Genomic DNA, 23,056 nt, shown 5'->3' with positions numbered 1-23,056 from the left:
GGGAGGTTGACCGGCCCCGGCCCGCGGTCGGCGAACTCGACGACGACCGCGCTCCCGTCGCCGGCGCCCGAGTCCGTGCCGGGCTCGCGGTACGGCGCGGGTTTGTGTCCGGCGTCCCCGGGTAGTGCGGAGCAGACATCTTCCGGCGAACCGAGCGCATCGGTTTCGCATCGCAAGGGAACCCGTCCGCTGTGTGCGGGGCCTCGACCGGGGCCGTCCGCCGACGAGAACGATTGTGGGAGCAATGAACACGACACGCAGCCTCTCGGCCTCCAAAGCGGCCTACGCGGTCACCGCGGGCGTCTGCGCCGCGCTGCTGGCCACCTCCGCGCCGGCCTCGGCCGCCCCGGCGGCCCCGGTGCCGAACCTCGAACTCGCGCGCTACCTCGGCACCTGGAACCAGCTCGCCGCGATACCGCAGTTCTTCAACCTGGTGTGCGCCCGCGACACCCGGGCGAACTACAGCCTCGACCCGGCCGGGGACGTCACCGTCCGCAATTCCTGCACGACCTGGACCGGCGACCCCAACGAGATCGTCGGCACGGCCAAGGTCACCGACCCGGCGACCAATGCCCAGCTGGCGGTGAACTTCCGCGGTGAGACCAAGACCGAGACCAACTACGTCGTCACCGCCCTGGACCCCGGCTACGGCTGGGCCCTGGTCGTGAATCCCACGCGCACGGCCGGTTTCGTGCTGTCCCGCACGCCGGTGCTGACCGACGGACAGTGGTCCGAGATCCGCACCGCCATCACCGCGGCGGGCGCCAACGACTGCCTGTTCCTCACCTCGCCGACCACCGGCGGCTACGACGCGATCGAGCCGCTGTGCACGAAGTCCATCACCGACACCGTGGCTTAGCCGAACCCTCCGACAGCTCAGCTCAGCCGTTCCACCGCTTCGGCCAAAGTGTCGATGCAAACGGCCGGTTCCGGCAGGGCGAGGGCATCCCAGCCGGGGCCGGCGACGTACACCGTCGCATCCGCCCGATGGCACGCGTGCACCGCCGACACCAGCGCCGTGGCCGGCTGGTGCGACCACAGCAGCACACGCGCCGGGGACGGCAGCCGATGCAGCGTGTCCCGCAGCGCGGCCGCCGGCACATCCGGCCCGAGCATGTACGCGCCGACGCCGCGCTCGGCCAGCGCGGCGCGCAGCACCTCGATCGGCAGCGAATGCGTTTCGCCGCCGGTGCAGGCCAGGACCAGGGGCGCGGGCGGACTGTCGGGCGGGGGAGCGGCGCGGTGCAGGGTCGCGATGACGCACCAGGAGAGCAGATGTTCGACGTCGACGCAGCCCTCGCCGTGGAGCTGGCGCGCCACGATGTCGCCGAAGGCGGGGCGGCACAGCCGATCCCAGGTGTCGATCACCCCGTAGTCGCGGATGTGGGTTTCCAGCATCGCGCACACGCTCCGGCTCTCCAGCGCGAACGCCGCGGTCAGCAGCGCGGCGCGGTCGCCCAGGGTCAGCGCCGGTCCCCGGGCCGCGCTCGCCGCGCCGGCCGGGGTCGCGCCCGCCCTGACCAGTTCGACCATGCGGGCCAGCACCGCGATATCGGCCTCGGTGTACAGGCGGTGCCGTCCGGGCCGGTCCTGCTCCGGTCCGATCCGGTAGCGACGATTCCAGCTGCGCAGCGTGGCGGTCGGGATCCCGAGCCGCTCGGCCACCGTGCGCACCGGGTACCCCGCGTGCTCGGAGCTGGGGTGCGGATCGTCTGGCATGTCCTGATTGTGCCTGGCGGGGCGCGCCGAGCCGATCGATATCCGGTGCGCTGGTCGGCGTGTCCCGTGCCCGCGCCGCCTCCTGCCCGGTCCCGCCGACTTCGGCGGACCGCCCCAACTCTCCGAGGCCGACAAGCGTGCCGCGCCCGGTGCCGTCGGTCACAATGGCTTGAACCTCCACCCCGGTGGAGTTCGTAGCGTAAGGGCACGGCCGCCGGCCGGGATCGCCGTCGCGAGGGTGGCGCGGTGAAGTCGGCAGGCGCGCTGGGGGATACGTGACCGGGCAGAGGAAGGGAGAGTCATGGCTGGCATACGAGAAGCGGTTTTCGCGGGCGGCGCCGACGACACCGAGGCGGTGCGCCGATGACGGGCGATTCCGGTTTGAATCCCGCCGCGGTCGAACTCGGCTGCTTCTTCCCGCAGCCCCGCGAAGTCGTCTGGAACGCACTGATCGATCCCGACCTGCTCGAACGCTGGATGGTGCGCCCGACCGGCTTCGAACCCACCGTCGGCACCCACTTCCTGTTCAACACGCCCGCCATCGCTCCGGGCGAGGTCGCCTGCGAGGTGCTGATCGCCCGGCCTCTCGAACAGCTGGCCTACAGCTGGACCTATTCACTGTCCGATCCGCCCGCCACCTGGACCATCGACTGGACGTTGCGGGCGCAGGGCCGCGGCACCCGGCTGCTGCTGACCCAGACCGGCTTCGACATCGAGGACCGCCGCCAGCGCATGCAGCGCAACGCCATGGAACGCAGCTGGCGCAATACCCTCCCGCGTCTCGGTGACTGGATAAACAGCTAGCGGAATGCCCTGCGCCGCAGCGGGACCGATGCGACAGTAGGGCGCATGGATATCGGTATCGCATTGCCCACCATGTGCTCGGGCTATAACCGGAGCTCGACCGTCGATTGGTGCCTGCGCGCCGAACAGGGCCCGTTCTCGAGCATCTCCTGCGGGGAGCGCATGGCCTTCCACAATCCGGAAATGTGGACCACGCTGGCGGCGGCGGCCGCGCTGACCGAACGTATTCGCATCTTCGCCAATCTGACCGTGCTGCCCGCGCATCCGCCGGAGTTGGTCGCCAAGCAGGCCGCCACCCTGGACGTGCTCTCCGAGGGCCGCCTGACCGTCGCGGTGGGCGTGGGCGGGCGGCGCGACGACTATCGCAGTCTCGCTTCCGATTTCGGTCATCGGCACGATCGCCTCGACGAGGGCGTGGCGGCGCTGCGCGCGCTGTGGGCGGGCACCCCGCCGGTGCCCGGCGGCGATCCGCTCGGCCCGCCGTGCGTGCAGCCGGGCGGACCGCCGATCCTGGCCGGGGCCCTGGGCCCGAAGTCCCTGGCCCGGGCTGCCCGCTGGGCGGACGGGGTGGTGGCCTTCAGCGTCGGCGGGGTCCCCGCGGAGATCTCCTGGTCCGCCGAGTCGGCGCGGCGCGCCTGGTCCGAGGCCGGCACGGGCACCGCGCCGCGACTGGTCAGCGGCTGTTTCTATGCCCTGGGCGTTCCCGATCCGGCCACCGCGCTGCGCGACTTCACCGCGCAGTACCTGGACTTCATGGGTTCGGACAACGCCGCGGCCGCGGCCGCGTCCATGAAGACCTTCGACGCTCCCACCCTGCACCGGGCGCTGGACGCCGCTGAAGCGGCGGGCCTGGACGAGTTCATTCTCGTGCCTGCGGCCCCCGGTCTCGAGGTGCTCGAGGCGACGATCGAACTGATCGAATCGCGCTGACCGCGCGGCACGCTCGACACCGCACGCGGTGACCCGCCGCGCTCGAGAGCAACTTCCGAGCATCCCGCACCCGCGAGGCCGTGCGGCCCCCTACCCTGCTCGGGTGACTTCCCCTCGAGCACGGACGATTTCACTGCCCACCGGCCCGCTCGGCCTGGTCGACTACGGCGATCCGGCGGGTGCGCCGGTGGTCTACTGCCACGGCGCTCCCGGATCCCACGTGGAGGCGGTCGCCTTCGACGCTCCGGCCGCCGCGGCCGGCATCCGGCTGATCGCCATCGACCGCCCGGGTATGGGTCTTACCCCGATGGGCGCGCGCCAGCGTGTCGTCGCGGACTGGGCCGAAGCGGTCGCCGCCCTGGCCGACCACCTCGATCTGGACCGGTTCGCCGTCGTCGGCGTCTCCGGCGGCGGCCCGCACGCGCTGGCCTGCGCCCACCGTCTCGGCGACCGGGTGTCGGCCGTGGCGGTGGTCAGCGGCCCCGCCCCGCTGGAAACCCTGAGCGCGGCAGCGGAATTGGACGAAGCGGGCCGCAGGCGCAGGCGCCTGCTCGCGCTGCTGCGCACATTCCCGCTGCTGTCCCGCCCGCTGGCCGCCCGCCTGTCGATGTTCGTCCACAAACCCGGCGGCATCGACGCCCTGGTCGGTCAAATGTGCCCGCGCGACCGCGAACTCATCGCCGCCGACCCCGAACTGGCCGACAAGCTCCAGGCCAATATCACCGAGGCGTTCCGCCAGGGCAGTCACGGTGTGGCCGCGGATCTGCAATCGCTCACCAGCCCCTGGGGTTTCCGCCTCGCCGACATCACCGTGCCCGTGCACGTCTGGCACGGTGAATCCGACAACAATGTCCCGCTACTGGACGGCAGGCACCTGGCCGCCGCCCTGCCCAACAGCCGCCTCACCGTGCTGCCCGGGGTCGGCCACCTGCTGTTCGTGCACCACGCCGCCGAGATCCTGGACGGGCTGCGCCAGTCCGATCCCGCCGAGCGCCGCTGAGCGACCGGCCGGCGCGGGTCCCGCGCGGTGGCGAACGGGCGTCGCCGCGCGGTGCCCCTGGCGTGGATCATCACGCGTTGCCTCAGTGCGGGTCGTCGCGCGGTGCTCAGGTGTCGGTCGACGCGCGGTGCCCAAGCGTGGGTTGTCGGTTGGTGCCCCGCATTGTCGCCTAGGGGACGCCCTGTTCGCCGTGACGGCCTGTTCGTCGCCCTCGTCACCGTCGGGCACCCGGGCCGGACTGCACGCCCCGTATGGTCGCCGCGGTGCCCTAGCGTGCGTCCCCGCGCAGTGCGATGCCGATCCCGCCGACCGGGCGGCGATCGATGTCGCACTGCAGGATTTCGTAGGGCGCGACCGTGCCCGGCTCGAGCTGCCCGTCGGCGTGCACATCGAGCCGGAGTTCGCGCTGCTCACCCGGATCCAGTTCGACCGCGTAGTCGAGAGTGCCCGTGCCGTAGGCGGATTCGCCGGCCACCGGATCGGTGAGCCGCAGGTCCGCCGCTGCGCGGGTGGGGCGCCAGTTCGCGCCCGCGGTGAAGTGCGCCCACAGCTCCGAGTCGGCGGCCCGCACCAGCACCAGGTAGGCGGTGCGCTCCTCGGTCGGATTGGTGATCAGGAAGCTGATCGGGACCGGCGAACTCGCCTGCACGGCAGCGAGATTGTGCTGTGCCCAGTGCCGGTCGGTGATCGGCTGGGCCAGGTTTCCGGTGGGCAGGTCGAGCACGTGCCAGACCTTGGCGAGCAGGCAGATGTGCGGACCCGCGGCGACCGGAACGGGATCGGCGCTGGTCATGGTGAGCGTGGTGGCCCGCCCGCCGTGCGGCGCCACGGCCACGGTGGCGAACCCGATGAACTTGTCCTTGTCCGGAACGAGCGGCCCGCTGGTCGGATGCGACCACCACACCGCCACATTGGCCAGGGTCTCGGCATTGCCGCCCTGCCAGTTGCCGATGGTCACCCGCACCGAGAGGCGCTCGCCCGGCACGTACGGGGTGAGGGCTTCGATGCCGGTGCACAGGTACCAGCACACTCCCGGCGGCACCGGCCGCGCGCCGGTGTCCAGCGCCGGGTATCCGCCGCCGATCACCGGCGGCGGATAGCTGTGCACGAAGAGGAACGGCCGGTCGTTCCCGGGCTGCTCACCGTGCTCGTCGTTGCCGGGCGGCCGTTCGTCTTCCGGCCGTTCGTGTTCGGGCATCTCCGCACCCCTACATTTCCTGATAGCCGAGCAGTTGAACGTCCACCGGGTTGTCGTTGATCGAGCCGCCCGTGGCCCAGCAGTCGTGCCGTACACCGCGATCGGCGTCCAGGTCGGGGTTGGCGGTGCCGCGCACGCCCGAGATCATGTCGATCCAGGTTTCGGTCGCCGCGGCCCCCAGTAGCACCCGCAGGCGAGCCGGTCCCGCGCCCGGCGGCAGCAGGTTCGGTTGCGCCACCGGGTATTCCAGCGGGGTCGGCGGGTACCGGTAGAACCGCCGCACCGGATCGGGTTCGGGCCGGTGCGGCCAGCCGGCCGCTTCGGGAACGGTCAGGAACTGCCGGTACAGCGGGAAGCCCAGCTTGCCGTCCGGGTACAGCAATCCGCTGCCGGTCAGGTAGGCCTTGGCCTTGCCCAGCGCCTCCCACAGCCCCTTCTGGAATTCGAAGAGCTGCGCCGCCAGTTCGGTCAGCTGCCGCAGCACCACCGCGTTGCCGAGCTGTCCGGTGCTGAGCGGCTGCTGCTGGCTCGCCAGCTCGTCGCGCTCCTCCTGGCTCAATGCCGGTGGGCTGAAGGCGGTTTCGAAGTTCTTGGCCACGTATTTGTCCCAGTAGGTGCAGCGTTTGCCGCTGCCCCATTGCTCCCAGCACGGGCCGCCGAGCAGGACGGCGAAGCCCAGGAAGGCGAGCACGCCGAGCCAGAACGCCCCGCAGGCTTCACCGGCGTCGACGGTGTTGTCGGTCTGGGTGGGCTGCCCGGGATTGCCGCCGGTGGGATAGCCGCTGTACGTGGTCGGCGTGATGCCGGGCCCGTGCCCGACCGGCGGGGTGGAGGTGGTGGGCGTGGTGATGGGTGCGGGCGGGTTGGCCGGGTCGCCGTAGATCTCGGCGATGAGAGTGAGCGGCAGCGGTGTCGGCGCGGGCGGCTGTTCGAAGCGGTCGAGCAGTTCGAGATGTCGTACGAGCCTGCGGTATCCGAGGTGTAAATCCGGCCCCGGCGGGCGCAGCGCCGGGTCGTAGACCTCGTCGAGCACGGTTTGCAGCAGATCGGCGAGATGCTGGGGGAGTTCGGGTTCGGGCCCCGCGCCGAAGCGGATGCGATCGGCGATGTCCGCGCAGCGCCGCAGCTCCGGCCGGGACTGGGCGAACCAGCTGCCGAGCGTGGTGGACGCGACCCGGTCCCGGAAGCGGTGCGCGCGCCGCGGCCCGCCCACCACCTGCCCGTGGAACGCCGAGCCGCAGGCGTTGGCGGTCGAGCTGGAGAGCACCCCGAAGGCGAAGGCGAGTTCGTCGGGGGAGTTGGCGTGCGCGAACATGGTGCGCGCGAAGGCATCGGTGCGCCGGGCCAGGAACAGATCGCCCCACGGCCAGTGGTCGGTGCGCAGATCGGCCTGGCGTGGATGCTCGGGCAGATGGTCCATGGCGCGCACATCCGAGGTGAGCGTGGCGATGTCGGCGTGTTTGTCCTGGAATTCCTCGGCGAGCCCGCGCAGGGTGCGGGTCGCCGCGCAGAAGGCCGCTGCCGCACCGGGATCGGCCGGATCGGCCAGCGCGCCCTGGACGTCGTCGCGGATCCGCTCGACGGCCGCGTACAGCCGCAGTCCGTCCGCCCACAGCGCGGCGGCGCGTTCGAGCAGGGCCAGTTCGGCGCCGTCGTTCCCGGCGTGCCGGAACAGGTGATCGACCAGCGCTCCCAACTGTGCTGTTCGAGAAGCGGTCTGGACCGCGCCGACCTGATGGTCGCGCTGGGCCGCGAGCACCGGATCGGCGATCGGCCGGGCGGCCAGGTGCGCGGTCTGCAGGGCGAGGGCGGCGAGGTGTGTTCGGTAGTCGATCATGGCGGACACCTCGTGAAGCGGAGGAATGGGACGACTCCATTCGAACCCCGCCCCGAGCCGGGGTCGCGAGTAGCCGATACTCGATTTTGTCCGCTCGGGCCGGGTCGCTACCCGCGATAGCGCGTCTCGGTACCCGATCGTGCCCTGCCGACCGGGCCTAGCCCGGACCCGTGACCGACCGGGCGAGCCGGGCGCGCAGGCGCCACGGCAGCGCCGCGAACAAGGCGGACATGGCGTGCACCGTTCCGGGCAGGTCGTCCCGGCCCGAGAGATACGCGCGCTGCAGCGGGATCGGCAGCTCGAAGAACCGATCGAAGAACACCGGCAGATCCGCCGGCTCGAGCGCGAGCAGCGCCCGCAGGCCCGCCAACCGCAGCACCCGCACCCCGCGCGCCCCCGGGGTCCAGGGCGATTCGCCCAGCAGGACCTGATCGGCGGTGCGCAACGCGGTGGCGACGCTGTACCCGGTGGCCGGATGCGTGAAAGCGCCCGCCGCGCCGAACATCCCGGGTCGCGGGCGGCCACCCTGGACCGGGAACCGCACGCGCTCCACCGGTTCCGCGCCGGTGAGTTCGAGTCCGCGTGCCCGCAGTCGCCGGGTGAGCCGCTCGCGCAGGTCCTTCGGCTCCAGGGCCGGACGCCCCGCCAGGCAGGTTTCCTCCAGCAGCACCGTGTCCGGACCCAGTGGGACCGTGTACAGGAACGAGCGGGGTTCGCCTGGCGCGGCGCCGTTGTCGTCGCGCCAGTCCATGAACAGCGTGTCGTCGTCGGGCCAGCGATCGCGTGCCACGACGACGCCGAACGCGGTCTGCTCGGCCCGCGCGGGGGCACGGGCCACGCCGCGTGCGTCGATGATCCGCCCGGCGGGCAGAACCTGCCCTGATTCGAGCCGCACCGAGGGCAGATCGTTGCCGTTGCCGCCCGAGCGGCCCGCGCGCACGATCTCCGCGACGCGCCCTGGGATCAGGCGCGCGCCGGTGAGATCGAGCGAATCCTGCAGCGCCGTGGTATCGAATACCACGTAGCGACGGTCGATTTCGACGCGCCGGGTGGTCCAGGCCACCGGACGGTCGATCGCGGCGGCGATGGTGTGCGCCGCCGTCCAGTCCGGTAGTTCGTCGGCCCACGCCGCGTAGGTGGCGGGCCAGCGCCGCTGTGGTTGCGGATCGATCACCGTGACCGATAGTCCCTTGGCGAGTGCGCGATGAGCCAGGGCCCGTCCGGCCGGGCCCGATCCGCACACGAGAAGGTCAGAGGTCACCCGGAGATTGGATCATGCCGGGCGGCCGTCATACGCTTCGGTGACGATGGCCGGGCCGGGGAGGGCCCGGCGCGGTGCGAAAGGTTGAGCAGATGACGTATCCCCCCGGACCGCCGTCCGGCAGCGGCGGCGATCCCAATGCCCAGGGGCAGCAGCCGGACCCGGCGTGGTGGGATCGGCCGGCCGCACCGCCGCCCGCCGACCCGACCCAGGTGAACTGGGCGGCGCAGCAGCAGCCGCCGAACCCCAATTCCGGATGGCAGCAGCCGCAGCAGCCCGATCCGAACTCGGGGTGGCAGCAGCCGCAGCAGCCGGACCCGAACTCGGGGTGGCAGCAGCCGCAGCAGCAGTGGGGCGGGCAGCCCGCATACGGCCAGCAGCCCGGCTACGGTCAGCCGCCGCCGACGCCGCCGCGCTCGAACACCGGCCTGATCATCGGCGTGGTGCTCGGTGTGGTCGCGGTGCTCGCGGTGGCCATCGGCGCGGTCGTCGTGTTCACCAAGGACGACGGCGAGCAGAACCAGGCGGTCACCACCTCGACCACCACCGAGGAGTCGACCACCTCCGAGGCCCCCACGACCACCAAGAGCACCACGACCACCAAGGCCGCGCCGTCGGGTGGCAAATTCAGCTACACCGAGTACGGCCAGGACTGGAACTTCCGGCTCGGCGACGTGGCGCTGCAGGCTTCCTGGGTGGAGGGCAAGGACTACAGCTCCTGCGGCCCGATCGAGGAGGGCGGCAAGCTGACCGGCCTGGGCTGCCAGTACGCCGCGGAGCTGGTGTGGAAGTCCGAGAACGGCGGGCTGATGCTCACCCAGTTCGTCCTCGGGATGGGCGATGCGACCGCGGCGTCCGGTGCGGAGGGCCAGTTCGACGACAACGATCTGAACCTGCGCTCGGGCAGCTATATCGCGAATTGGCACACCGGCAAGTGGCGCGACGGGAGCGAGGGGCAGTTCCTGGTGATCACCTTCGCTACCGCCGACGCGTCGGTGGCCGTCGACACGGTGGAGAAGTACCTGCGGTACCGGCACAGCGACACGCTGGGGGCGCTGCTCTGGCGTTGAGCCGGGGGTGTGCGCTCGCCGTGGGATTGCCTGTGGCGATCCGCTCGCAGTGACGAAACAGCCCGTCTCGCAACGACTATCGTTGCGAGACGGGCTGTTTCGTGCGCGGGATGTCGCGGCGGCCAATGCAGGCCGTTTCCGCTGCGGTGGCGGACGCGTCGGCCACCGCAGGCCACCACTGCCGCGAGGGTGTGTATCGCGGCAGTGGGTCTGCGAGCCGTGGCCGGCAGCCGGCTCGGCCGTGGGCTGTCAGATGCCGCCGGTGGCGAGCAGCCCGCCGTCCACGCGAATGGTGGTGCCGGTGATCCACGACGATTCCTCCGAGGCGAGGAATCCGATCAGCCCGGCGACGTCCTCGGGCGACCCGAGCCGCTTCATCGGGTACACGGCGGCCGCGGCCTCCTCGTCGGCCGAGTAGAGCGCGTCCGCGAACTTGGTCTTGATGACGCCCGGCGCGACGGCGTTGACCCGGATCTTGGGCCCGAGCTGCCAGGCGAGCTCCTCGGTGAGCCGGATAAGCGCGGCCTTGGAAGCCCCGTACGCGGCGATGACCCCGGTGGACCGCAACCCCGCCACGCTGGCGACGTTGACGACGGCCCCGCCGTGCTCACCCATCCACGCTTTGTACGCCTCCTGCACATACCCCAGCGCCGCAACGACATTGACGTCGAAGATCTTCCGCACGGCGTCCAGGTCGGCCTCCATGAGCGACCCGTACACGGGGTTGATCCCGGTGTTGTTGATCAGCACGTCCAACGACCCGAACTGCGCGACCGCCGCAGCAACCTGCTCGGCCCGCGCGTCGGCTTCCCCGGAGTTCCCCGCGACAGCGACAACCTTGCCGGGGTACCCCAGCCCCCGCAACTGCTCGGCGGCCTCCTCCAAAGGCCCGATCTTCCGCGCGGTAACGACGACGTTGGCCCCCCGCCGCAACAATTCCGCCGCGACCCCGAACCCGATCCCCCGGCTAGCCCCGGTAACCAGCGCACTCTTCCCAACCAGACTTTCGCTCATGTGCGGGCACGTTACTTCAGTCGCTTGATCTGCGCGAGAGTGCCCCGATTGGGGTCGTGCCGCCACATAGGACCGGTCCTGGCGGTCGCACCGAATAGCGACCTCGGTGCAGTCACGGCCTTCACCATTCGGAAAGGCTTCCTCGTGATCCGCAGGACCGGTGGCCGGAGCACCCGCGGTCCCGGAGGTGGCGGTAGGCTCCGCGATGGAATTTCACGTGAGCACGGTGAAGGGACGATGGCTCGACTTACCAGGGTGCAGCGGCAGGACTTGAACCGCCGTGCGGTCTTGGCCGCAGCGAAATCGGAGTTCGCCGAGCGAGGGTATCGGCAAGCCACAGTCGACGGAATCGCCGAGCGCGCGGAGTTGACGCGCGGAGCAGTGTATTCGAACTTTCCTGGCAAACGCGCTCTCTACTTCGCGGTGTTGGCACAGGAAGCCGAGCAATCCCCGCCTCCCGCTGGCGGTGGCCCCGGTGAAACGCCCGCAGCAGCCTTGGCCGCCTTCGCCGGCACGTGGCTGGAACGTCTTCCAACGGCGTCGCTGGACAGGGTCGATGGGATCGAGCAGTTTCAATCACCGATGCTGAGTCTCGACCTCATTCCAGAGGTGCTGTCCGAAGAAACCGTTCGACGACCATTCGCTCAGTTGATCAAGTTGGATGCCGTGCTGCTCGGCGCGGCGCTGTCAGCATTGGCTCGGTATCCGGATGTGCCGCTTGCTTCGTACGTAGGCATGGCCGAGTCCACGTTGACAATCCTCTATGGCGCAACCCAACTGTCGTTCGTCGCACCGGAAATCATCGATCCTCCGCGGCTGATAGAACTCTGCGAAGAAGTCGGCCGGCTCGAGCCCGGACAACCTCCAGAGCGACTCGGCGCGAACGAGTTCCAGCCGCCGACGCGTGTCGATGAAGCGTGGTCATTACCTCCGTCAGTCGATCGTCTGCGTGGAAGCGCCGTCCGCTCGATCAATGACGGCTTCGTACTGGTGCTGGGTATGAATAGAATCGCCGCGATCGAGCAGCTGATGGCGGCGGCCTCGCATGAGGACCAGGTGGTCGTGGTCCTTGTCAGCGCTGCCTCGGCGGAGGTACTGCCGCTCGCGCGACTCGCGATCGCTGATTTCAGCCGCTCGCTACGGTATGCGTTTCCAGCTCGTGCCCTGCCCGCAGTACAGATCGTTGTCGACGAGGACGCTATATCCGCCGGCCTCGTGGAGGCCGGCACCCCGTTGGACGATAACGTCGAGGCCGCCATGATAATTCGGCACGGACGGATCATCGCCCGCGCCGCGGGAGACAGAGCCTGCGGCCGTATCGCTGCGTCCATCAGGAAAGACGCACCCGATCGGTAATCCACTGTGAAGCAAGACAGGCTCTTACGCCGACTTCTCCGGCCGGCGAGAGCCTGATGGCCTCGAACGCCGCCCGGCGATCGAGGGATTCACGTTCCGCGTGACCGTCTTTGCATCGATCACCACCGAGCTGATGTCATCGCGACTCGGAGTCTCGAACATAGCCGGTTGAAGCACCTCCTCCATGATCGCCCGCAAGCCCCTGGCGCCGGTCTTGCGCACCATCGCCTGATCAGCGATGGCGGCCAGCGCGTCCTCGGTGAACTGCAACTCGACGCCATCAATCTTGAACAGCATTTCGTACTGTTTGACCAGGGCGTTTCGAGGTTCGGACATAATCTTGACGAGTGCCGCCCGGTCGAGTTGGGTGACTGAGGTGACGATCGGCAGCCTGCCGATGAACTCAGGAATCAAGCCGAACTTCGTGAGGTCCTCGGGAAGCACTTTCGCCAGCAGCTGCTCATCTTCGTGTTCGGAATTCGTCCGTACGTCGGACCCGAAACCGATGCCCCGCTTGCCGACCCGAGCGAAAACGATCTTCTCCAGTCCATCGAACGCACCTGAGGCGATGAACAAGATCCCGCTGGTGTCGATTTGAATGAACTCCTGGTGGGGATGTTTCCGCCCGCCCTGCGGTGGGACGCTGGCCATCGTGCCCTCGATGATCTTCAGTAGCGCCTGCTGCACGCCTTCGCCGGAGACGTCCCGAGTGATGGAGGGGTTCTCGGACTTACGGGCGATCTTGTCGATCTCATCGATGAAGATGATGCCGGTTTCGGCTCGCTTGACGTCGTAGTCGGCAGCCTGAACCAGCCTCAGCAGGATGTTCTCGACATCTTCGCCGACGTAGCCGGCCTCGGTGAGGGCAGTCGCATCAGCGATTGCGAAAGGGACGTTGAGCATTCGAGCCAGGGTTTGAGCGAGGTACGTCTTTCCGCATCCGGTGGGACCGAGCAACAGAACGTTGGATTTGGAGAGCTCGACCGGCTCACTGCCATCGGGCGCCGTGGTTTGCGAACGCAATCGCTTGTAGTGGTTGTACACCGCGACCGACAGTGAACGTTTAGCGTTGTCTTGCCCGATCACATACTCGTCCAGGAACTTTCGTACATCGGCCGGTCGAGGTAACTCGTCCGAGTCGGTGAGGCGGACCTCGGCGAGCTCTTCCTCGATGATCTCGTTGCACAGGTCGATGCACTCATCGCAGATGTAGACCCCGGGGCCGGCGATGAGTTTCTTCACCTGCTTCTGGCCTTTGCCGCAGAACGAGCATTTCAGTAGTTCGCCGCCATCCCCGATTCGGGCCATCGCGGTCGCTCCTCTCAGTAGTGGGTTTGGTGACTGTGGCCGCGCGTTTTTACCGAAGGGGGCTCGGTACTGCAATCGAGGTGAGGCTGTGGCCGGCGAGCGGCCCCAGCACACGAGAAGTGATACGCCCGCGGCTGATACGTACGGCCGCTTCGGTGTCGTTGTCCATGGTGCCGATTCCACATGCGGCAGCTACGGTCCGTGTTTCGTCTACGACGACGTCGAATCTCGGCCAGGTTGTCTCCGGGAACGCTGACCGCAGCGACCGGGTGAGATCGGCAATCGTCAGCCGCGCCAACGCGCTCAGTTCCGCCGTATCTCCGACCACGATGACGACGGTGAGGTTACCCGCCGGTGGTTGTACACGGACGAGGGCTTCCACGGCCGTGAGTCTGTCCACCCCGAATATTGCGACCACACCGTCGACTTCGAGCCGCGCAGAGGTGCCACGCACGATATCGAGAGCCTGTGGCGGGTCCCAGCTCTCATCCACCTCTGCTACATCGAGGGTGCTCATCCCCTCCGGCGGCGCCCATTCCCGCTCCTCGAGACCTGCTGTGGGCATGTGCGAACAGACAGTCAGTATGTTGGCGATGCTGGTGAATCCCGGTGCTACGAAGGACAATTGGGTCGCGCCGTACAGCATGGTCAGTACGCATTCCGCCGTGTTGATCCAACGCCGTGGGACCGAGCCATTCGCAGTGGCGAGAGCCTCGAGCGCCATTCCGAGCAGAATCGCGTCGAACTTGATCAGTTGTGCGAAGGGACCGCGCAGGCTCTCGTCCGACATCAGTTCCGGGATGAGATCGATGCCGAGCATCGGTGAACGGAGCTGGAGCATCCCCTGGTACACGTAGTCCGACGAGCGCGGCAACGGATCGATCGAGATCGCGGCGAATAGCTCCAGAGCACCTTCGACGGTTGTGCCCGGAGGCTTCTGCGTAGCGCTCGGCGCGCGTTCGGCCTCGTCGGCCAACACCGCGAAGTACACCGCTCGTTTACTGGGGAAGTTGGAGTAGACCGCACCGCGTGTCAGCTCCGCCCGAACGGCGATGCCATCCACGGTCGTGCCGTGAAATCCGTGCTCGGCAAATTCCTCACGCGCTGCGGTGAGGACCTTGCGACGGTTGAGTTCCTGCTGCTCAGCCCGGCTCAAGCGAACCATCATCACAACACCCTCGCTTCCGGTCGGAAATTTTCGAGATGCGGACATCATTCCGATGTTGCTAACATCCGAATGGTACACAGGTTGGGGTCACACACGGGGCTGACGCCGGAATCGACTGGCGCAGTGGGGGACCCGGCCTGGCAGCGAAGGGTGAGCAGGTGCGTTCCACAATGATCGATCCCACGCAGCCACCAAGGACTGCGTCCGCAGTACGGAACGTGGGAGAAGTCGGTTGCCGTCACTGCGTGACTGGTGTGCGATCCCATGGACCCGCTGCGCCCGCGCTTGTGCAACAGCATCTTTGGCCTGGTCGAGAGTGAAAGCGACTGCGAAGCTGTCGAGCCCTGGTTTGGCGAGTTCGGCTACGGATTCGTGTCCGTTCGTTGCGTCAGTCCGGAACGGGGGTCCAGATCGGTCCCGTTCCCGCGGACCGCGCACACCAGGTTGGAAGCCATGTCGGGATCGCCGACCGACCCATCGGCCCACACCGGCTCCCACGTCCCGTCGGAGTACTGGAGCCAACACCGCGGGCGTTCGAACTCGAACTGATCGAGCACGGTGCAGTCGTCCTTGTCGTCGGACTTCACGCCGCATCGCCTCCGGGGCTGCCGCTGCGGTAGTCGCCGTACTGGGCCGCGTTGATCAGCATGGATCCCCGATGCGTGATCCGCCAGCCCGCGGGGGCGCGCCGGTTACACCGCGCCAGGCCCGACGCCGCCAAACCGTTGACTATCTTCCGGGCGCCCGAGCTTGTGAAACCCGTTCTCTCGCAGAGCTGTCGGACGGTGAGCGATTGCGTCGGCTCCAAGGCGGCCAGCGTGGCAAGCACCGTGGCCTGTGACTCGGTGAGCGGCATGGGCGAACCCCCTGTCGTGGTTGATGAGGCAGACCGGAGCCGAGACTCCAGCAGCCCCGGACGCCCGAGATCGACGCTAAGTGCCGGAAATCCATCCGCGCCACGAACTTGCACGAGCTTGCTTGATACGGGCCGAAGGTCCACAACAACAGAATTCGAGGAGGATCATCGACCTCGCGGGCAAGCACATGCACACCACTGGATGGAGGCAAGGTCATGCGCTTACGTTTCCTCGGCAAGAACGGATCGAAGGTCGGTGACTGCCCGAGTCTGTTCGTCACGGACCGGGACACCTACCTGGTTCAGGGATGGAAGACCGGCACACCCGAAACTGTCGAAATCCCCCATGTACTTCTGAGTTACGTTGAACCGGACACGTTCATCGGCGCGACCATGACCGACAGCGGCCGGGGCACCTTCACGCTTGCGGGGCGGCCGATCACCGAGCCGGAAACGCTCGATCAACTCACGATGGAGACCTACGAGTCCGCCATCGAGGTTCCGAAGAATCGGAGGGCTTTCTACGGTGGAGCTGCGGCAGAGTAACCCGTGGCCGGACCTGTTCCGCGACACCCAGAGGTCGGCCTTCCACATGGAAGTGCGTGATTCCTACGGCGTTCCGGGCGAGTCCGAGCCGTTGCGCCGATTCCTCAGTGGCGAAGCACGTTCGGAAGAACCGGACGAGTCGTGGCAGGCGTGGGCTTCGCTGGTGCGTGGGTGTACCGCGCGAGGCGTCACGGTGTCTCGAATCAGGGTGGTCACGGTCCCGCACAGCGACTATCAGCGCTGGCTGCTTACCGAGACGCGCGACAACATCGACGCCGGCGAGGATATCCGGTACCTACCCCGGCACCTCGTCGGTGCCGATCAGGTGCCCGCCGATGACTTCTGGTTGTTCGATGACGCGGCGGTCGCGTTCAACCTGGTCGACGCGGAGGGCAAGCCCGCCGGTGCTGGGATCACCACCGATCCGAGTATTGCTGCCTACTGTCGGCGATCGAAGGAACGGCTGTGGTCGCTGGCCACACCGTTCGACAAGTACGACGACCCTGCGGAGACCTACCCGCGGTGACCAGTTCTGTTCAACAGCAACGGGAAGCTCTCGGCCAACGGCTTCGGGAGATCCGGCGTACGGCCGGACTCACGGGCCGGGAGCTCGCCCGCCGTGAGGGTTGGCATGAATCGAAGGTCTCGAAGATCGAATACGGCAAGATCAAGCCTTCGGATCTTGACCTGAGGGCCTATTGCCTCCACACCGGCACTGATGACCAACTACCCGATCTGATTGCCACACTTCGCCATCTGGACGCCGCCTACCTGGAGTGGCGGCGGATACTCGCGACCGGAACCCGGCATCGGCAGCACCAGTCGGTGAAGCTGGAGGCGGGCGCGAGGCAGCTTCGCAACTGGCAGCCGCAGGTCATCCCGGGGTTGCTCCAAACGGCCGACTACGCCGAAGCCATCCTCCGATACGGCGTCGCCTTCTACCGCATCCCCGACGACGTCGACGCGGGTGTGTCCAAAAGGATGGAGCGGCAACGAGTTCTCTACCGCAGAGACCACCGCTTCCACTTCTTGATCGCGGAACAGGCGCTCTATACGACGGTGGGTGACCGCGATGTCATGGTGGGGCAACTCGATCGCCTGTACTCGATCCTCGGGATGGCGCGTGTCACGCTCGGAATCGTCCCTTTGATGACAGAAGCCCTTGCCGCCGTCGAGAACTTCGTCATGTTCGACAACCGGATCGTGAAAGTCGAAGGTGCGACGGCGGAGCTGACGATCACCCAGCCCAGGGAGATCGCGATTTACGGGCAAGCGTTCGACATCCTGGCCGGGCAGTCCGTGACAGGCAATGCCGCGCGCGCATTGATCCGAAGGGCGATCGCTGCCCGAGACTCGCGCCTTGACGCCGATCCCACTGTGGCAGACAGTCGTTCACCTGCCAGGCTTCCACGCTTGGACAACCTCTAGCCCCGGGGGGTCGCAATCGCCGGTGAGTTCGCGCTTGATCGCGATGATGTGCGAACGGAGGCGCACCCGGTCGGATTGTTGCGGGGACCTCACTCCGCTGTGGCATTCGCTCAGCGGCACGAGCTGCCGCGTGCCCACCGTCACTTTGCCGGATCGGCAAAAAACTTTGCCGAACTCACCTATTCGCGCCCATGGTTGATGACGTGAGCATTTACGGCGTACCGAAGAACATCGGCGGCGAACTTCAGGGCCCGGGAGCGGCTGCCGAGGCGAGCCGTCAACGACGCAGCCTGCCGGTCCCCGCCGCCGACGTACCCCGCGCCGCCGCGCGGCCGTTCTCATCCGAACAGGAAAGGCAGGTCGCCGCGGGCATTGGGATCGGGCGGCGCCACCGATACCTGTAGCCCACCACACCGAAGGAGACGACAGCTCGATGTCAGGACAGGAACGACGCCAGGGCGAGGGCGACACCGCCGCCATGTTCGAACCGCACGGCTGGGACGCGAGATACGCCGGGACGGAGAAGTTCTGGAGTGGCGAACCCAATCCGCAACTCGTCGCTGAAGCCTCCGGGCTCACTCCCGGCCACGCACTCGATGTCGGCTGCGGAGAAGGCGGCGACGTGGTCTGGCTGGCTCGCCGAGGCTGGACCGTCACCGGTGCGGACTTCTCCGCGAACGCGCTCGGACGCGCGGCCCGGCATGCCGAAGAGGCAGGGGTGGCCGATCGGGTCGAGTGGTGGCAGATCGACGCTCGCGAGTTCGAGGCGGGCCGGCGCGCGTACGCGCTGGTGACCAGCCACTATCTGCACGTGCCCGACGGTGGAATGGTGAAGGCGGTCCGTGCGATGGCCGCGGCCGTGGCTCCCGGAGGTCATCTGCTGGTGGTCGGTCACGCGGCGGGGGCGGCGTTCACGGACCTGACGCCGAGCCAGCGCACGGCAATGTTCGACGCGGACGATCTGCTCCCGTCGCTGCCCGAGGACTTCCACGCGCTGGTGGTCGAGCAGCGGCCGCGGCAGCTGGTACGTGGCGGAGAGCCGGTGCTCGCCTACGATTCCACGCTCCTGGCGCAGCGCAAGCGATGACTTCGGTCGCATCTTTACGACTGACCGGTCCACCGGTGATCCAGATGCAATCGCACCGAATAGATTTCGGAACCGTGGCGGTCAATCGGTCGGCGCTCTGGTCGAGGTTGGGTGAGCGCCCTTCACACTTCGCGCTTCCCCGCTGTGTAGCCGAGCAGTTGCGTTAGGCTTCTGGCGCGCAAGTCTTCTCACAGTCGGATTTGCGCCGGACAGTGGCCTGGTGCGGCCGCCTGGTGACCCGGAAGCTACATGACGATGGACTTGTACGACGGGCTCGAACCCGATGTAGCAGACTGCCTGCGTCAATGGGCCGATCTGCACAAGCGGGACTACGAACTCGGGCGCTGGCTGGTCAACGGCCGCAGTAAGCAACCTGTTGCCATCGTGTGCGAGAGCGATCAGCGTACTCGGCGAGCGCGGATACTCGTTGTGAAAGTGCTTTCGGCACATGATGATTCGGTCGTCAACCTGGAGTATGCCCGTCATTTCGAGGCAATTGATCAATCGCCGGATTTCGCGGCGAAACATCTGAGTACCTTCGTATACGACGCGATTCCGGCCCCCCGAGGGCAATGGATAACATTTCAAACGGTGGTGGGCGGTGACTGGCGCAATACCCACGTCCTGACGGTCCTGCTGCGGCGCATGCTGGCCATACATGACGAGTACGAACCCAGCGGCATCGACCGGATCGATTGTTCAGCGGAAGTTTTCGTTGCCGCATGCCGTGCGGTCGTCGGTGCGGTACTCAGAGAATGGGCTGGTCCGCCCTTCCTGCCTCCCGCGAAGGTCAAGTGGACCGTGGCCGAGTTCTTCCATCGGCATCTGTTCGAACAGCTCACCCCGGGTGACCGCCTGGGCGACTGGTCGGCGCGGTTTCCCGATGAGCACCTCGTCGACGATCAAGGCGAACGCCTGTGCAACCCTTTCGCGGTCGCGAGAGGGGAGTGGCTCGGGGATGTGACGCTGCGCCCGCTGATCGGGTGCACGCACGGTGACTTGCACGCCGACAACGCACTGCTGACCGTCCATCCGGTCATCGATTACGAACGGTTCTATCTGATCGATACGGCGTTGTACGAGAAGGAGGCCCCGGTCACCCGGGATCCGGTGCACTTCGTTCTCTACATCCTGGCGCGATCATTGGAAACGATCCCGGGCACTATCGAACGAGAGGCTCTGATCGAGCTGCTGCTCGACCCATCCGGCGCCCCCATCCACCTGCTGCCCGGCTGGCTTTCCGCCTTGATCCGGCAGATCGACGAGGAGGTGCGAGCCTGGCTCGGGAACACCGGCTTGAACTCGATCTGGGACGATCAGTACGAACTGTCGCTCGCGGCCTGCGCGATGCTGTTCCTCGGCCGGACCTCCACACGTCACGAGGACAAGCCGTGGTTTCTGCGGCTGGCAGCGGTGGCTGTCACCCGGTTCTCCGACCGAGTTCGGCCGCAGACGAGCGAGGTGGTTCGGCCACCCGTCGTCACACCCGCGACTACCCGTGCTGATGTACCGCCACCGGAGTCGTCGGCACCGTATTTCGTCGGCCGGCAGAGCGAACTGCGGGAGTTCTCGGACTTTCACGCGGGCAACACCCCGTACCGCGTGGACCAGCTTTTCGGACCCGGTGGGATCGGCAAAACAGCGATGTTCCGCGAGTTCGTCAGGTCCGGCGTCCAGCAGGGCACGGTGGTCGGCTACGCCGATGTCGCCGAGATCCGTTACAGCGGAATCGTTCCGTCCTTCCGGCCCGCGGATATTCTGCGTGGACTTGCAGGCACCATCTCCCGTCCCGAACTCGATGCCTTTCGCAATGATCTGCTGGACTACGACCTCATCACCGACCTGGAACGCACCGAAGGAGGAGCGGGAGCGCTTTTCGGCCCGAATGGGCGCCCTCGTCCAGAAACTCGGCTGGTCGAGGTAATCGACAACGGATCGCCACGGCTGCGCGAGATTCTGCGCAGCCGCTTCGCTTTCGACCGGTATCTCCGCGCCGCGCAGACCGGGCTGACACAGGCTTTTTGCGACGGCCTCGGCGCGATTACCGAGGCCGGCACCGCGGCGTTGTTACTGGACACCTACGAGGAGATCGGCGGGCTGGACGACTGGGTCTGTCGAGAGGTGATGCTACGACTGCCCGAACGGACCCGGCTGGTCATCCTCGGCCGGCACAAGCTGACCACCAATATCGATTGGATGAATCACGAGCACGACCTGCGAATGCGCGAGGTGCTGGAACTGAGTGAGTCCGAAGCGAAGTCGTATTTGCGGCACTACGGCCTCTCCGATTCCGCCGGGCTCGATGCCATATACAAGGTCACCGGCGGCTACCCGCTGTTGCTGGTGCTGGTGCGCGCCCTGTCTGTCGAGGCGGGCGGCTGGGAGCACATCGGCGAACTCCAGCACGGCCGGGACAAGGATGCCATCGCGCGAGGACTACTCGACCGAATCCTCCGCGAGGAGCGAGTACGCAATATTCACGAGGTCATCGAAAAGTGTTGTATCGCACCGTGGATAGACCCCGGCGTTATCGGAGCGGTGCTCGATGTGTCGGCCGCTGACGCCCACGGGCTCTATACCGAGCTTGCGGCCCACTCGTTCGTGACCCGGCATCCACGTGGCGTCACGATGCACGACAAGATCAAAGAGTTGTTGCGGGCAAGTTTGGCGTTCGCTGATCCCGACGGGTATCAGGAGCTTACGGCCCGCCTTACCCGATATCTCGGTGAACGGGCGGGGATCAGCGATGCCTGACAGCGCGGATCACGACCACCTGGAGTACTTCATCGAGCACGTTCGCTTGCTCCTCGAAGGCAAGACGATGGAGGGACTCGACGTCTGGGCGCGCCGGTTCAGCGATCTTCGGCAGGAGAGTGAGTTCGAGCTGTGCCAATGGCTCGTCAATGCGATCCGGACCTGTGAACTGCCCGGGTACGGGCTCGGGGTGGTGCGCTATGCCGAGGGGTGGCTGTTCGACCGGATGGGTGAGTGGCAGCGCGCCATCCTCGCCTACGAGGCCAGCGATGAGGAGTTCGAGAAGTCCGGCGTGCCGCTGAAGGCAACCCTGCAGACCCAGATCGGATCGATCTACCAGGACCAAGGTAGGTGGGATCGCGCGCAGAGCTCGTACGAGCACGCACTGGAGTCGGCGCCGGATGAGCACACCAAAGGCCTGGTTTTGAACAATCTGGGCAATCTTGCGCTTGCCCGCGATCAATTCACCACCGCCGAAGCGTATTTCGGGCAGGCTCGCGAACTGCTTCGAGAGATCGATGAACGCAACTTCGCCGCAGCCTCTCATGGTCTGGCAACGGTCGCGATGTCACTCGGGAACTATCAGCGGGCGCAGGACATGCACGTCGAATGCCTGACAGCGTTTCAGTCGCTCGGAGACGCATTCGGGATGGGCTCGGCCATAGGCGGTATCGCGACAGTCCATCTGTACGCCGAGAAGTACCCCGCCGCTATCCACAACTATGAAGCGGCGCTGCAGATCTTCGTCGAGATCGACCCCGCGGCCACCGCGAAGACGTTGGGCAATCTCGCACTGGCACATCAAGAGCTCGCGCGCACCGAAGGCGGCGACTACGGCGCAGCGCTCGACTACCTCGACGAGGCATTGGCAGGCTATCGCGAGGTGGGAGACCGTCACGGTGAAGCCGCGGGACTCGTGAACCAGGCACGCCTGCACAATCTCCGCGGTGACTCGGCGGCAGCCGAGGAAAGCGCCGAGGCCGCGAAGAACTACTGTACGACTTACGGTTTCGAGTCCGAGTTGCGGCGCCTACCACCGGATCTTCGATAGCTCCAACCTTCGTCGTACAGCTCCGTGTTGTGCAGTGCGAGAGAGACTCTGCTGTGCCGCCGAAACTGGGGGCAATCTCTAGTCCATACTCTGCGGTATCTTCCAGGCGATCGCCGCACCCCTGGTCGGCGCGCAGAGGAAGCATCCCGATGTCCAACAAATCCATTGCGGCCGCCGCGCTCTCGGTGAGCGCCGCCGCCCTGCTCGCGGCGCCGCCTGCGTCCGCCGACCCGGTCAACTGGGGTGCTGTTTCCCTCAGCGTGTGGGGCAACGTCTACGCGATGTCGGTCAACCATCCGACGGAAGCCGACGCCATTCGTGCCGCCGACCGTGCGTGCAAGGGGCAGGGCATCATCGACTGCCGGATGATGGTGACGTTCGCGAACGGCTGCGGTGCGGTCGTGACGAGTCCGCTCGCGATAGTCGCGGGGTTCCCGATCGTGGGCTTCGGTAAGGGAGCGTCTCCTGGTGAGGCGTACGCGGACGCCACCCGCAATCTCCCCACCGGCACCGGAAGCGCCGGCTCGTTCAATCGCGAACACGCCTGTAACCAGCCCTGATCCAGTTCGGGCACGTCAAGGGCATCGCACGGGACGACGGGAGGTCCCACCCGCTGCCGGAGATGGCATCTTGCGAGCGGGCGGGACCTGCTGTTCGGAAGCGGTTCCC

23 protein-coding genes are annotated in these 23,056 nt (G+C 67.2%); 14 read left to right on the top strand and 9 right to left on the bottom strand.

What is annotated here, in order from left to right; all coding sequences use genetic code 11:
• The first annotated feature begins 244 nt into the window (after nt 1–244).
• On the top strand, nt 245–859 hold the full coding sequence (locus ABZ319_RS29045; RefSeq protein WP_354989681.1) for a lipocalin family protein: 615 nt from the start codon (nt 245–247) through the stop codon (nt 857–859).
• A 17-nt stretch (nt 860–876) separates the two neighbouring features.
• On the opposite strand, the gene ABZ319_RS29040 is transcribed toward ABZ319_RS29045, so the two are convergent.
• Nucleotides 877–1,719, bottom strand: a complete 843-nt coding sequence (locus tag ABZ319_RS29040) for a MerR family transcriptional regulator (RefSeq protein WP_354989680.1) — start codon at nt 1,717–1,719, stop codon at nt 877–879.
• 363 nt (nt 1,720–2,082) lie between these two features.
• On the opposite strand from ABZ319_RS29040, the gene ABZ319_RS29035 reads away from it, so the two are divergent.
• The 3 genes from ABZ319_RS29035 to ABZ319_RS29025 all read left to right on the top strand — a co-directional run bounded on the left by ABZ319_RS29035 (nt 2,083) and on the right by ABZ319_RS29025 (nt 4,453).
• Nucleotides 2,083–2,523: an SRPBCC domain-containing protein gene (locus ABZ319_RS29035; RefSeq protein ID WP_354989679.1), complete on the top strand. Its 441-nt coding sequence runs from the start codon at nt 2,083–2,085 to the stop codon at nt 2,521–2,523.
• Nucleotides 2,524–2,568: 45 nt separating this feature from the next.
• Nucleotides 2,569–3,453, top strand: coding sequence for an LLM class flavin-dependent oxidoreductase (locus ABZ319_RS29030; RefSeq protein ID WP_354989678.1), 885 nt, complete (start codon nt 2,569–2,571; stop codon nt 3,451–3,453).
• A gap of 103 nt (nt 3,454–3,556) precedes the next feature.
• Nucleotides 3,557–4,453: an alpha/beta hydrolase gene (locus ABZ319_RS29025; protein WP_354989677.1), complete on the top strand. Its 897-nt coding sequence runs from the start codon at nt 3,557–3,559 to the stop codon at nt 4,451–4,453.
• A gap of 268 nt (nt 4,454–4,721) precedes the next feature.
• Here the strand turns inward: ABZ319_RS29025 and ABZ319_RS29020 are convergent, their stop codons facing one another.
• The 3 genes from ABZ319_RS29020 to ABZ319_RS29010 all read right to left on the bottom strand — a co-directional run bounded on the left by ABZ319_RS29020 (nt 4,722) and on the right by ABZ319_RS29010 (nt 8,749).
• A complete protein-coding gene (locus ABZ319_RS29020; protein ID WP_354989676.1) occupies nt 4,722–5,651 on the bottom strand; it encodes a hypothetical protein in 930 nt (309 codons plus the stop codon).
• 10 nt (nt 5,652–5,661) lie between these two features.
• Entirely contained in the window at nt 5,662–7,488 is a 1,827-nt protein-coding gene (locus ABZ319_RS29015) for a hypothetical protein (protein WP_354989675.1), read from the bottom strand.
• 157 nt (nt 7,489–7,645) lie between these two features.
• On the bottom strand, nt 7,646–8,749 hold the full coding sequence (locus ABZ319_RS29010; protein WP_354989674.1) for a lycopene cyclase family protein: 1,104 nt from the start codon (nt 8,747–8,749) through the stop codon (nt 7,646–7,648).
• A 92-nt stretch (nt 8,750–8,841) separates the two neighbouring features.
• Here ABZ319_RS29010 and ABZ319_RS29005 point away from each other — a divergent pair, with 92 nt between their 5' ends.
• Nucleotides 8,842–9,819, top strand: a complete 978-nt coding sequence (locus ABZ319_RS29005) for a hypothetical protein (RefSeq protein ID WP_354989673.1) — start codon at nt 8,842–8,844, stop codon at nt 9,817–9,819.
• A 249-nt stretch (nt 9,820–10,068) separates the two neighbouring features.
• Here ABZ319_RS29005 and ABZ319_RS29000 read toward each other — a convergent pair whose 3' ends face one another.
• The gene (locus ABZ319_RS29000) at nt 10,069–10,833 is read right to left on the bottom strand and encodes an SDR family oxidoreductase (protein WP_354989672.1); all 765 of its coding nucleotides are present in this window, start codon (nt 10,831–10,833) and stop codon (nt 10,069–10,071) included.
• A gap of 255 nt (nt 10,834–11,088) precedes the next feature.
• Between ABZ319_RS29000 and ABZ319_RS28995 the strand changes: the two genes are divergently transcribed.
• Complete coding sequence (locus tag ABZ319_RS28995) at nt 11,089–12,189, top strand: helix-turn-helix domain-containing protein (RefSeq protein ID WP_354989671.1); 1,101 nt, start codon at nt 11,089–11,091, stop codon at nt 12,187–12,189.
• A gap of 24 nt (nt 12,190–12,213) precedes the next feature.
• Here the strand turns inward: ABZ319_RS28995 and clpX are convergent, their stop codons facing one another.
• The 4 genes from clpX to ABZ319_RS28975 all read right to left on the bottom strand — a co-directional run bounded on the left by clpX (nt 12,214) and on the right by ABZ319_RS28975 (nt 15,521).
• Nucleotides 12,214–13,497 (bottom strand): ATP-dependent Clp protease ATP-binding subunit ClpX, encoded by a 1,284-nt coding sequence (gene clpX, locus ABZ319_RS28990; protein ID WP_354989670.1) that lies wholly within the window; start codon nt 13,495–13,497, stop codon nt 12,214–12,216.
• A gap of 49 nt (nt 13,498–13,546) precedes the next feature.
• The gene (locus ABZ319_RS28985) at nt 13,547–14,665 is read right to left on the bottom strand and encodes a TetR/AcrR family transcriptional regulator (RefSeq protein WP_354989669.1); all 1,119 of its coding nucleotides are present in this window, start codon (nt 14,663–14,665) and stop codon (nt 13,547–13,549) included.
• 362 nt (nt 14,666–15,027) lie between these two features.
• Nucleotides 15,028–15,252, bottom strand: coding sequence for a hypothetical protein (locus ABZ319_RS28980; RefSeq protein WP_354989668.1), 225 nt, complete (start codon nt 15,250–15,252; stop codon nt 15,028–15,030).
• Nucleotides 15,249–15,521: a helix-turn-helix domain-containing protein gene (locus tag ABZ319_RS28975; RefSeq protein ID WP_354989667.1), complete on the bottom strand. Its 273-nt coding sequence runs from the start codon at nt 15,519–15,521 to the stop codon at nt 15,249–15,251. The genes ABZ319_RS28980 and ABZ319_RS28975 overlap by 4 nt, the downstream gene beginning before the upstream one ends.
• Before the next feature lie 216 nt (nt 15,522–15,737).
• Between ABZ319_RS28975 and ABZ319_RS28970 the strand changes: the two genes are divergently transcribed.
• The 8 genes from ABZ319_RS28970 (at nt 15,738) to ABZ319_RS28935 (ending at nt 22,947) form a co-directional block, all read left to right on the top strand.
• Complete coding sequence (locus ABZ319_RS28970; protein WP_354989666.1) at nt 15,738–16,067, top strand: hypothetical protein; 330 nt, start codon at nt 15,738–15,740, stop codon at nt 16,065–16,067.
• Entirely contained in the window at nt 16,048–16,593 is a 546-nt protein-coding gene (locus ABZ319_RS28965; RefSeq protein ID WP_354989665.1) for a DUF6879 family protein, read from the top strand. Before ABZ319_RS28970 ends, ABZ319_RS28965 begins: the two co-directional genes overlap by 20 nt.
• Entirely contained in the window at nt 16,590–17,495 is a 906-nt protein-coding gene (locus tag ABZ319_RS28960) for a helix-turn-helix transcriptional regulator (protein WP_354989664.1), read from the top strand. The genes ABZ319_RS28965 and ABZ319_RS28960 overlap by 4 nt, the downstream gene beginning before the upstream one ends.
• A gap of 191 nt (nt 17,496–17,686) precedes the next feature.
• The gene (locus tag ABZ319_RS28955; protein ID WP_354989663.1) at nt 17,687–17,899 is read left to right on the top strand and encodes a hypothetical protein; all 213 of its coding nucleotides are present in this window, start codon (nt 17,687–17,689) and stop codon (nt 17,897–17,899) included.
• A 29-nt stretch (nt 17,900–17,928) separates the two neighbouring features.
• A complete protein-coding gene (locus ABZ319_RS28950) occupies nt 17,929–18,582 on the top strand; it encodes a class I SAM-dependent methyltransferase (protein WP_354989662.1) in 654 nt (217 codons plus the stop codon).
• A gap of 249 nt (nt 18,583–18,831) precedes the next feature.
• Nucleotides 18,832–21,336 carry a hypothetical protein gene (locus tag ABZ319_RS28945; protein WP_354989661.1) on the top strand — a complete coding sequence of 835 codons (2,505 nt, stop codon included), beginning with the start codon at nt 18,832–18,834 and terminating at the stop codon, nt 21,334–21,336.
• Nucleotides 21,329–22,387, top strand: a complete 1,059-nt coding sequence (locus ABZ319_RS28940; protein ID WP_354989660.1) for a tetratricopeptide repeat protein — start codon at nt 21,329–21,331, stop codon at nt 22,385–22,387. The genes ABZ319_RS28945 and ABZ319_RS28940 overlap by 8 nt, the downstream gene beginning before the upstream one ends.
• A 149-nt stretch (nt 22,388–22,536) precedes the next feature.
• The gene (locus ABZ319_RS28935; RefSeq protein ID WP_354989659.1) at nt 22,537–22,947 is read left to right on the top strand and encodes a DUF4189 domain-containing protein; all 411 of its coding nucleotides are present in this window, start codon (nt 22,537–22,539) and stop codon (nt 22,945–22,947) included.
• Nucleotides 22,948–23,056 lie beyond the last annotated feature (109 nt).

This window comes from Nocardia sp. NPDC005978, assembly GCF_040614455.1.
Lineage (GTDB): Bacteria > Actinomycetota > Actinomycetes > Mycobacteriales > Mycobacteriaceae > Nocardia.
This window is presented reverse-complemented; position numbering and strand designations above follow the sequence as displayed.

Excerpts from the sequence above, each read along its gene's own strand:
- ABZ319_RS29045 (WP_354989681.1), top strand. The coding sequence starts at position 245 with ATGAACACGACACGCAGCCTCTCGGCCTCCAAAGCGGCCTACGCGGTC.
- ABZ319_RS29040 (WP_354989680.1), bottom strand. The coding sequence starts at position 1,719 with ATGCCAGACGATCCGCACCCCAGCTCCGAGCACGCGGGGTACCCGGTG.
- ABZ319_RS29035 (WP_354989679.1), top strand. The coding sequence starts at position 2,083 with ATGACGGGCGATTCCGGTTTGAATCCCGCCGCGGTCGAACTCGGCTGC.
- ABZ319_RS29030 (WP_354989678.1), top strand. The coding sequence starts at position 2,569 with ATGGATATCGGTATCGCATTGCCCACCATGTGCTCGGGCTATAACCGG.
- ABZ319_RS29020 (WP_354989676.1), bottom strand. The coding sequence starts at position 5,651 with ATGCCCGAACACGAACGGCCGGAAGACGAACGGCCGCCCGGCAACGAC.
- ABZ319_RS29015 (WP_354989675.1), bottom strand. The coding sequence starts at position 7,488 with ATGATCGACTACCGAACACACCTCGCCGCCCTCGCCCTGCAGACCGCG.
- ABZ319_RS29005 (WP_354989673.1), top strand. The coding sequence starts at position 8,842 with ATGACGTATCCCCCCGGACCGCCGTCCGGCAGCGGCGGCGATCCCAAT.
- ABZ319_RS29000 (WP_354989672.1), bottom strand. The coding sequence starts at position 10,833 with ATGAGCGAAAGTCTGGTTGGGAAGAGTGCGCTGGTTACCGGGGCTAGC.
- clpX (WP_354989670.1), bottom strand. The coding sequence starts at position 13,497 with ATGGCCCGAATCGGGGATGGCGGCGAACTACTGAAATGCTCGTTCTGC.
- ABZ319_RS28985 (WP_354989669.1), bottom strand. The coding sequence starts at position 14,665 with ATGATGGTTCGCTTGAGCCGGGCTGAGCAGCAGGAACTCAACCGTCGC.
- ABZ319_RS28975 (WP_354989667.1), bottom strand. The coding sequence starts at position 15,521 with ATGCCGCTCACCGAGTCACAGGCCACGGTGCTTGCCACGCTGGCCGCC.
- ABZ319_RS28970 (WP_354989666.1), top strand. The coding sequence starts at position 15,738 with ATGCGCTTACGTTTCCTCGGCAAGAACGGATCGAAGGTCGGTGACTGC.
- ABZ319_RS28955 (WP_354989663.1), top strand. The coding sequence starts at position 17,687 with ATGGTTGATGACGTGAGCATTTACGGCGTACCGAAGAACATCGGCGGC.
- ABZ319_RS28950 (WP_354989662.1), top strand. The coding sequence starts at position 17,929 with ATGTCAGGACAGGAACGACGCCAGGGCGAGGGCGACACCGCCGCCATG.
- ABZ319_RS28945 (WP_354989661.1), top strand. The coding sequence starts at position 18,832 with ATGACGATGGACTTGTACGACGGGCTCGAACCCGATGTAGCAGACTGC.
- ABZ319_RS28940 (WP_354989660.1), top strand. The coding sequence starts at position 21,329 with ATGCCTGACAGCGCGGATCACGACCACCTGGAGTACTTCATCGAGCAC.
- ABZ319_RS28935 (WP_354989659.1), top strand. The coding sequence starts at position 22,537 with ATGTCCAACAAATCCATTGCGGCCGCCGCGCTCTCGGTGAGCGCCGCC.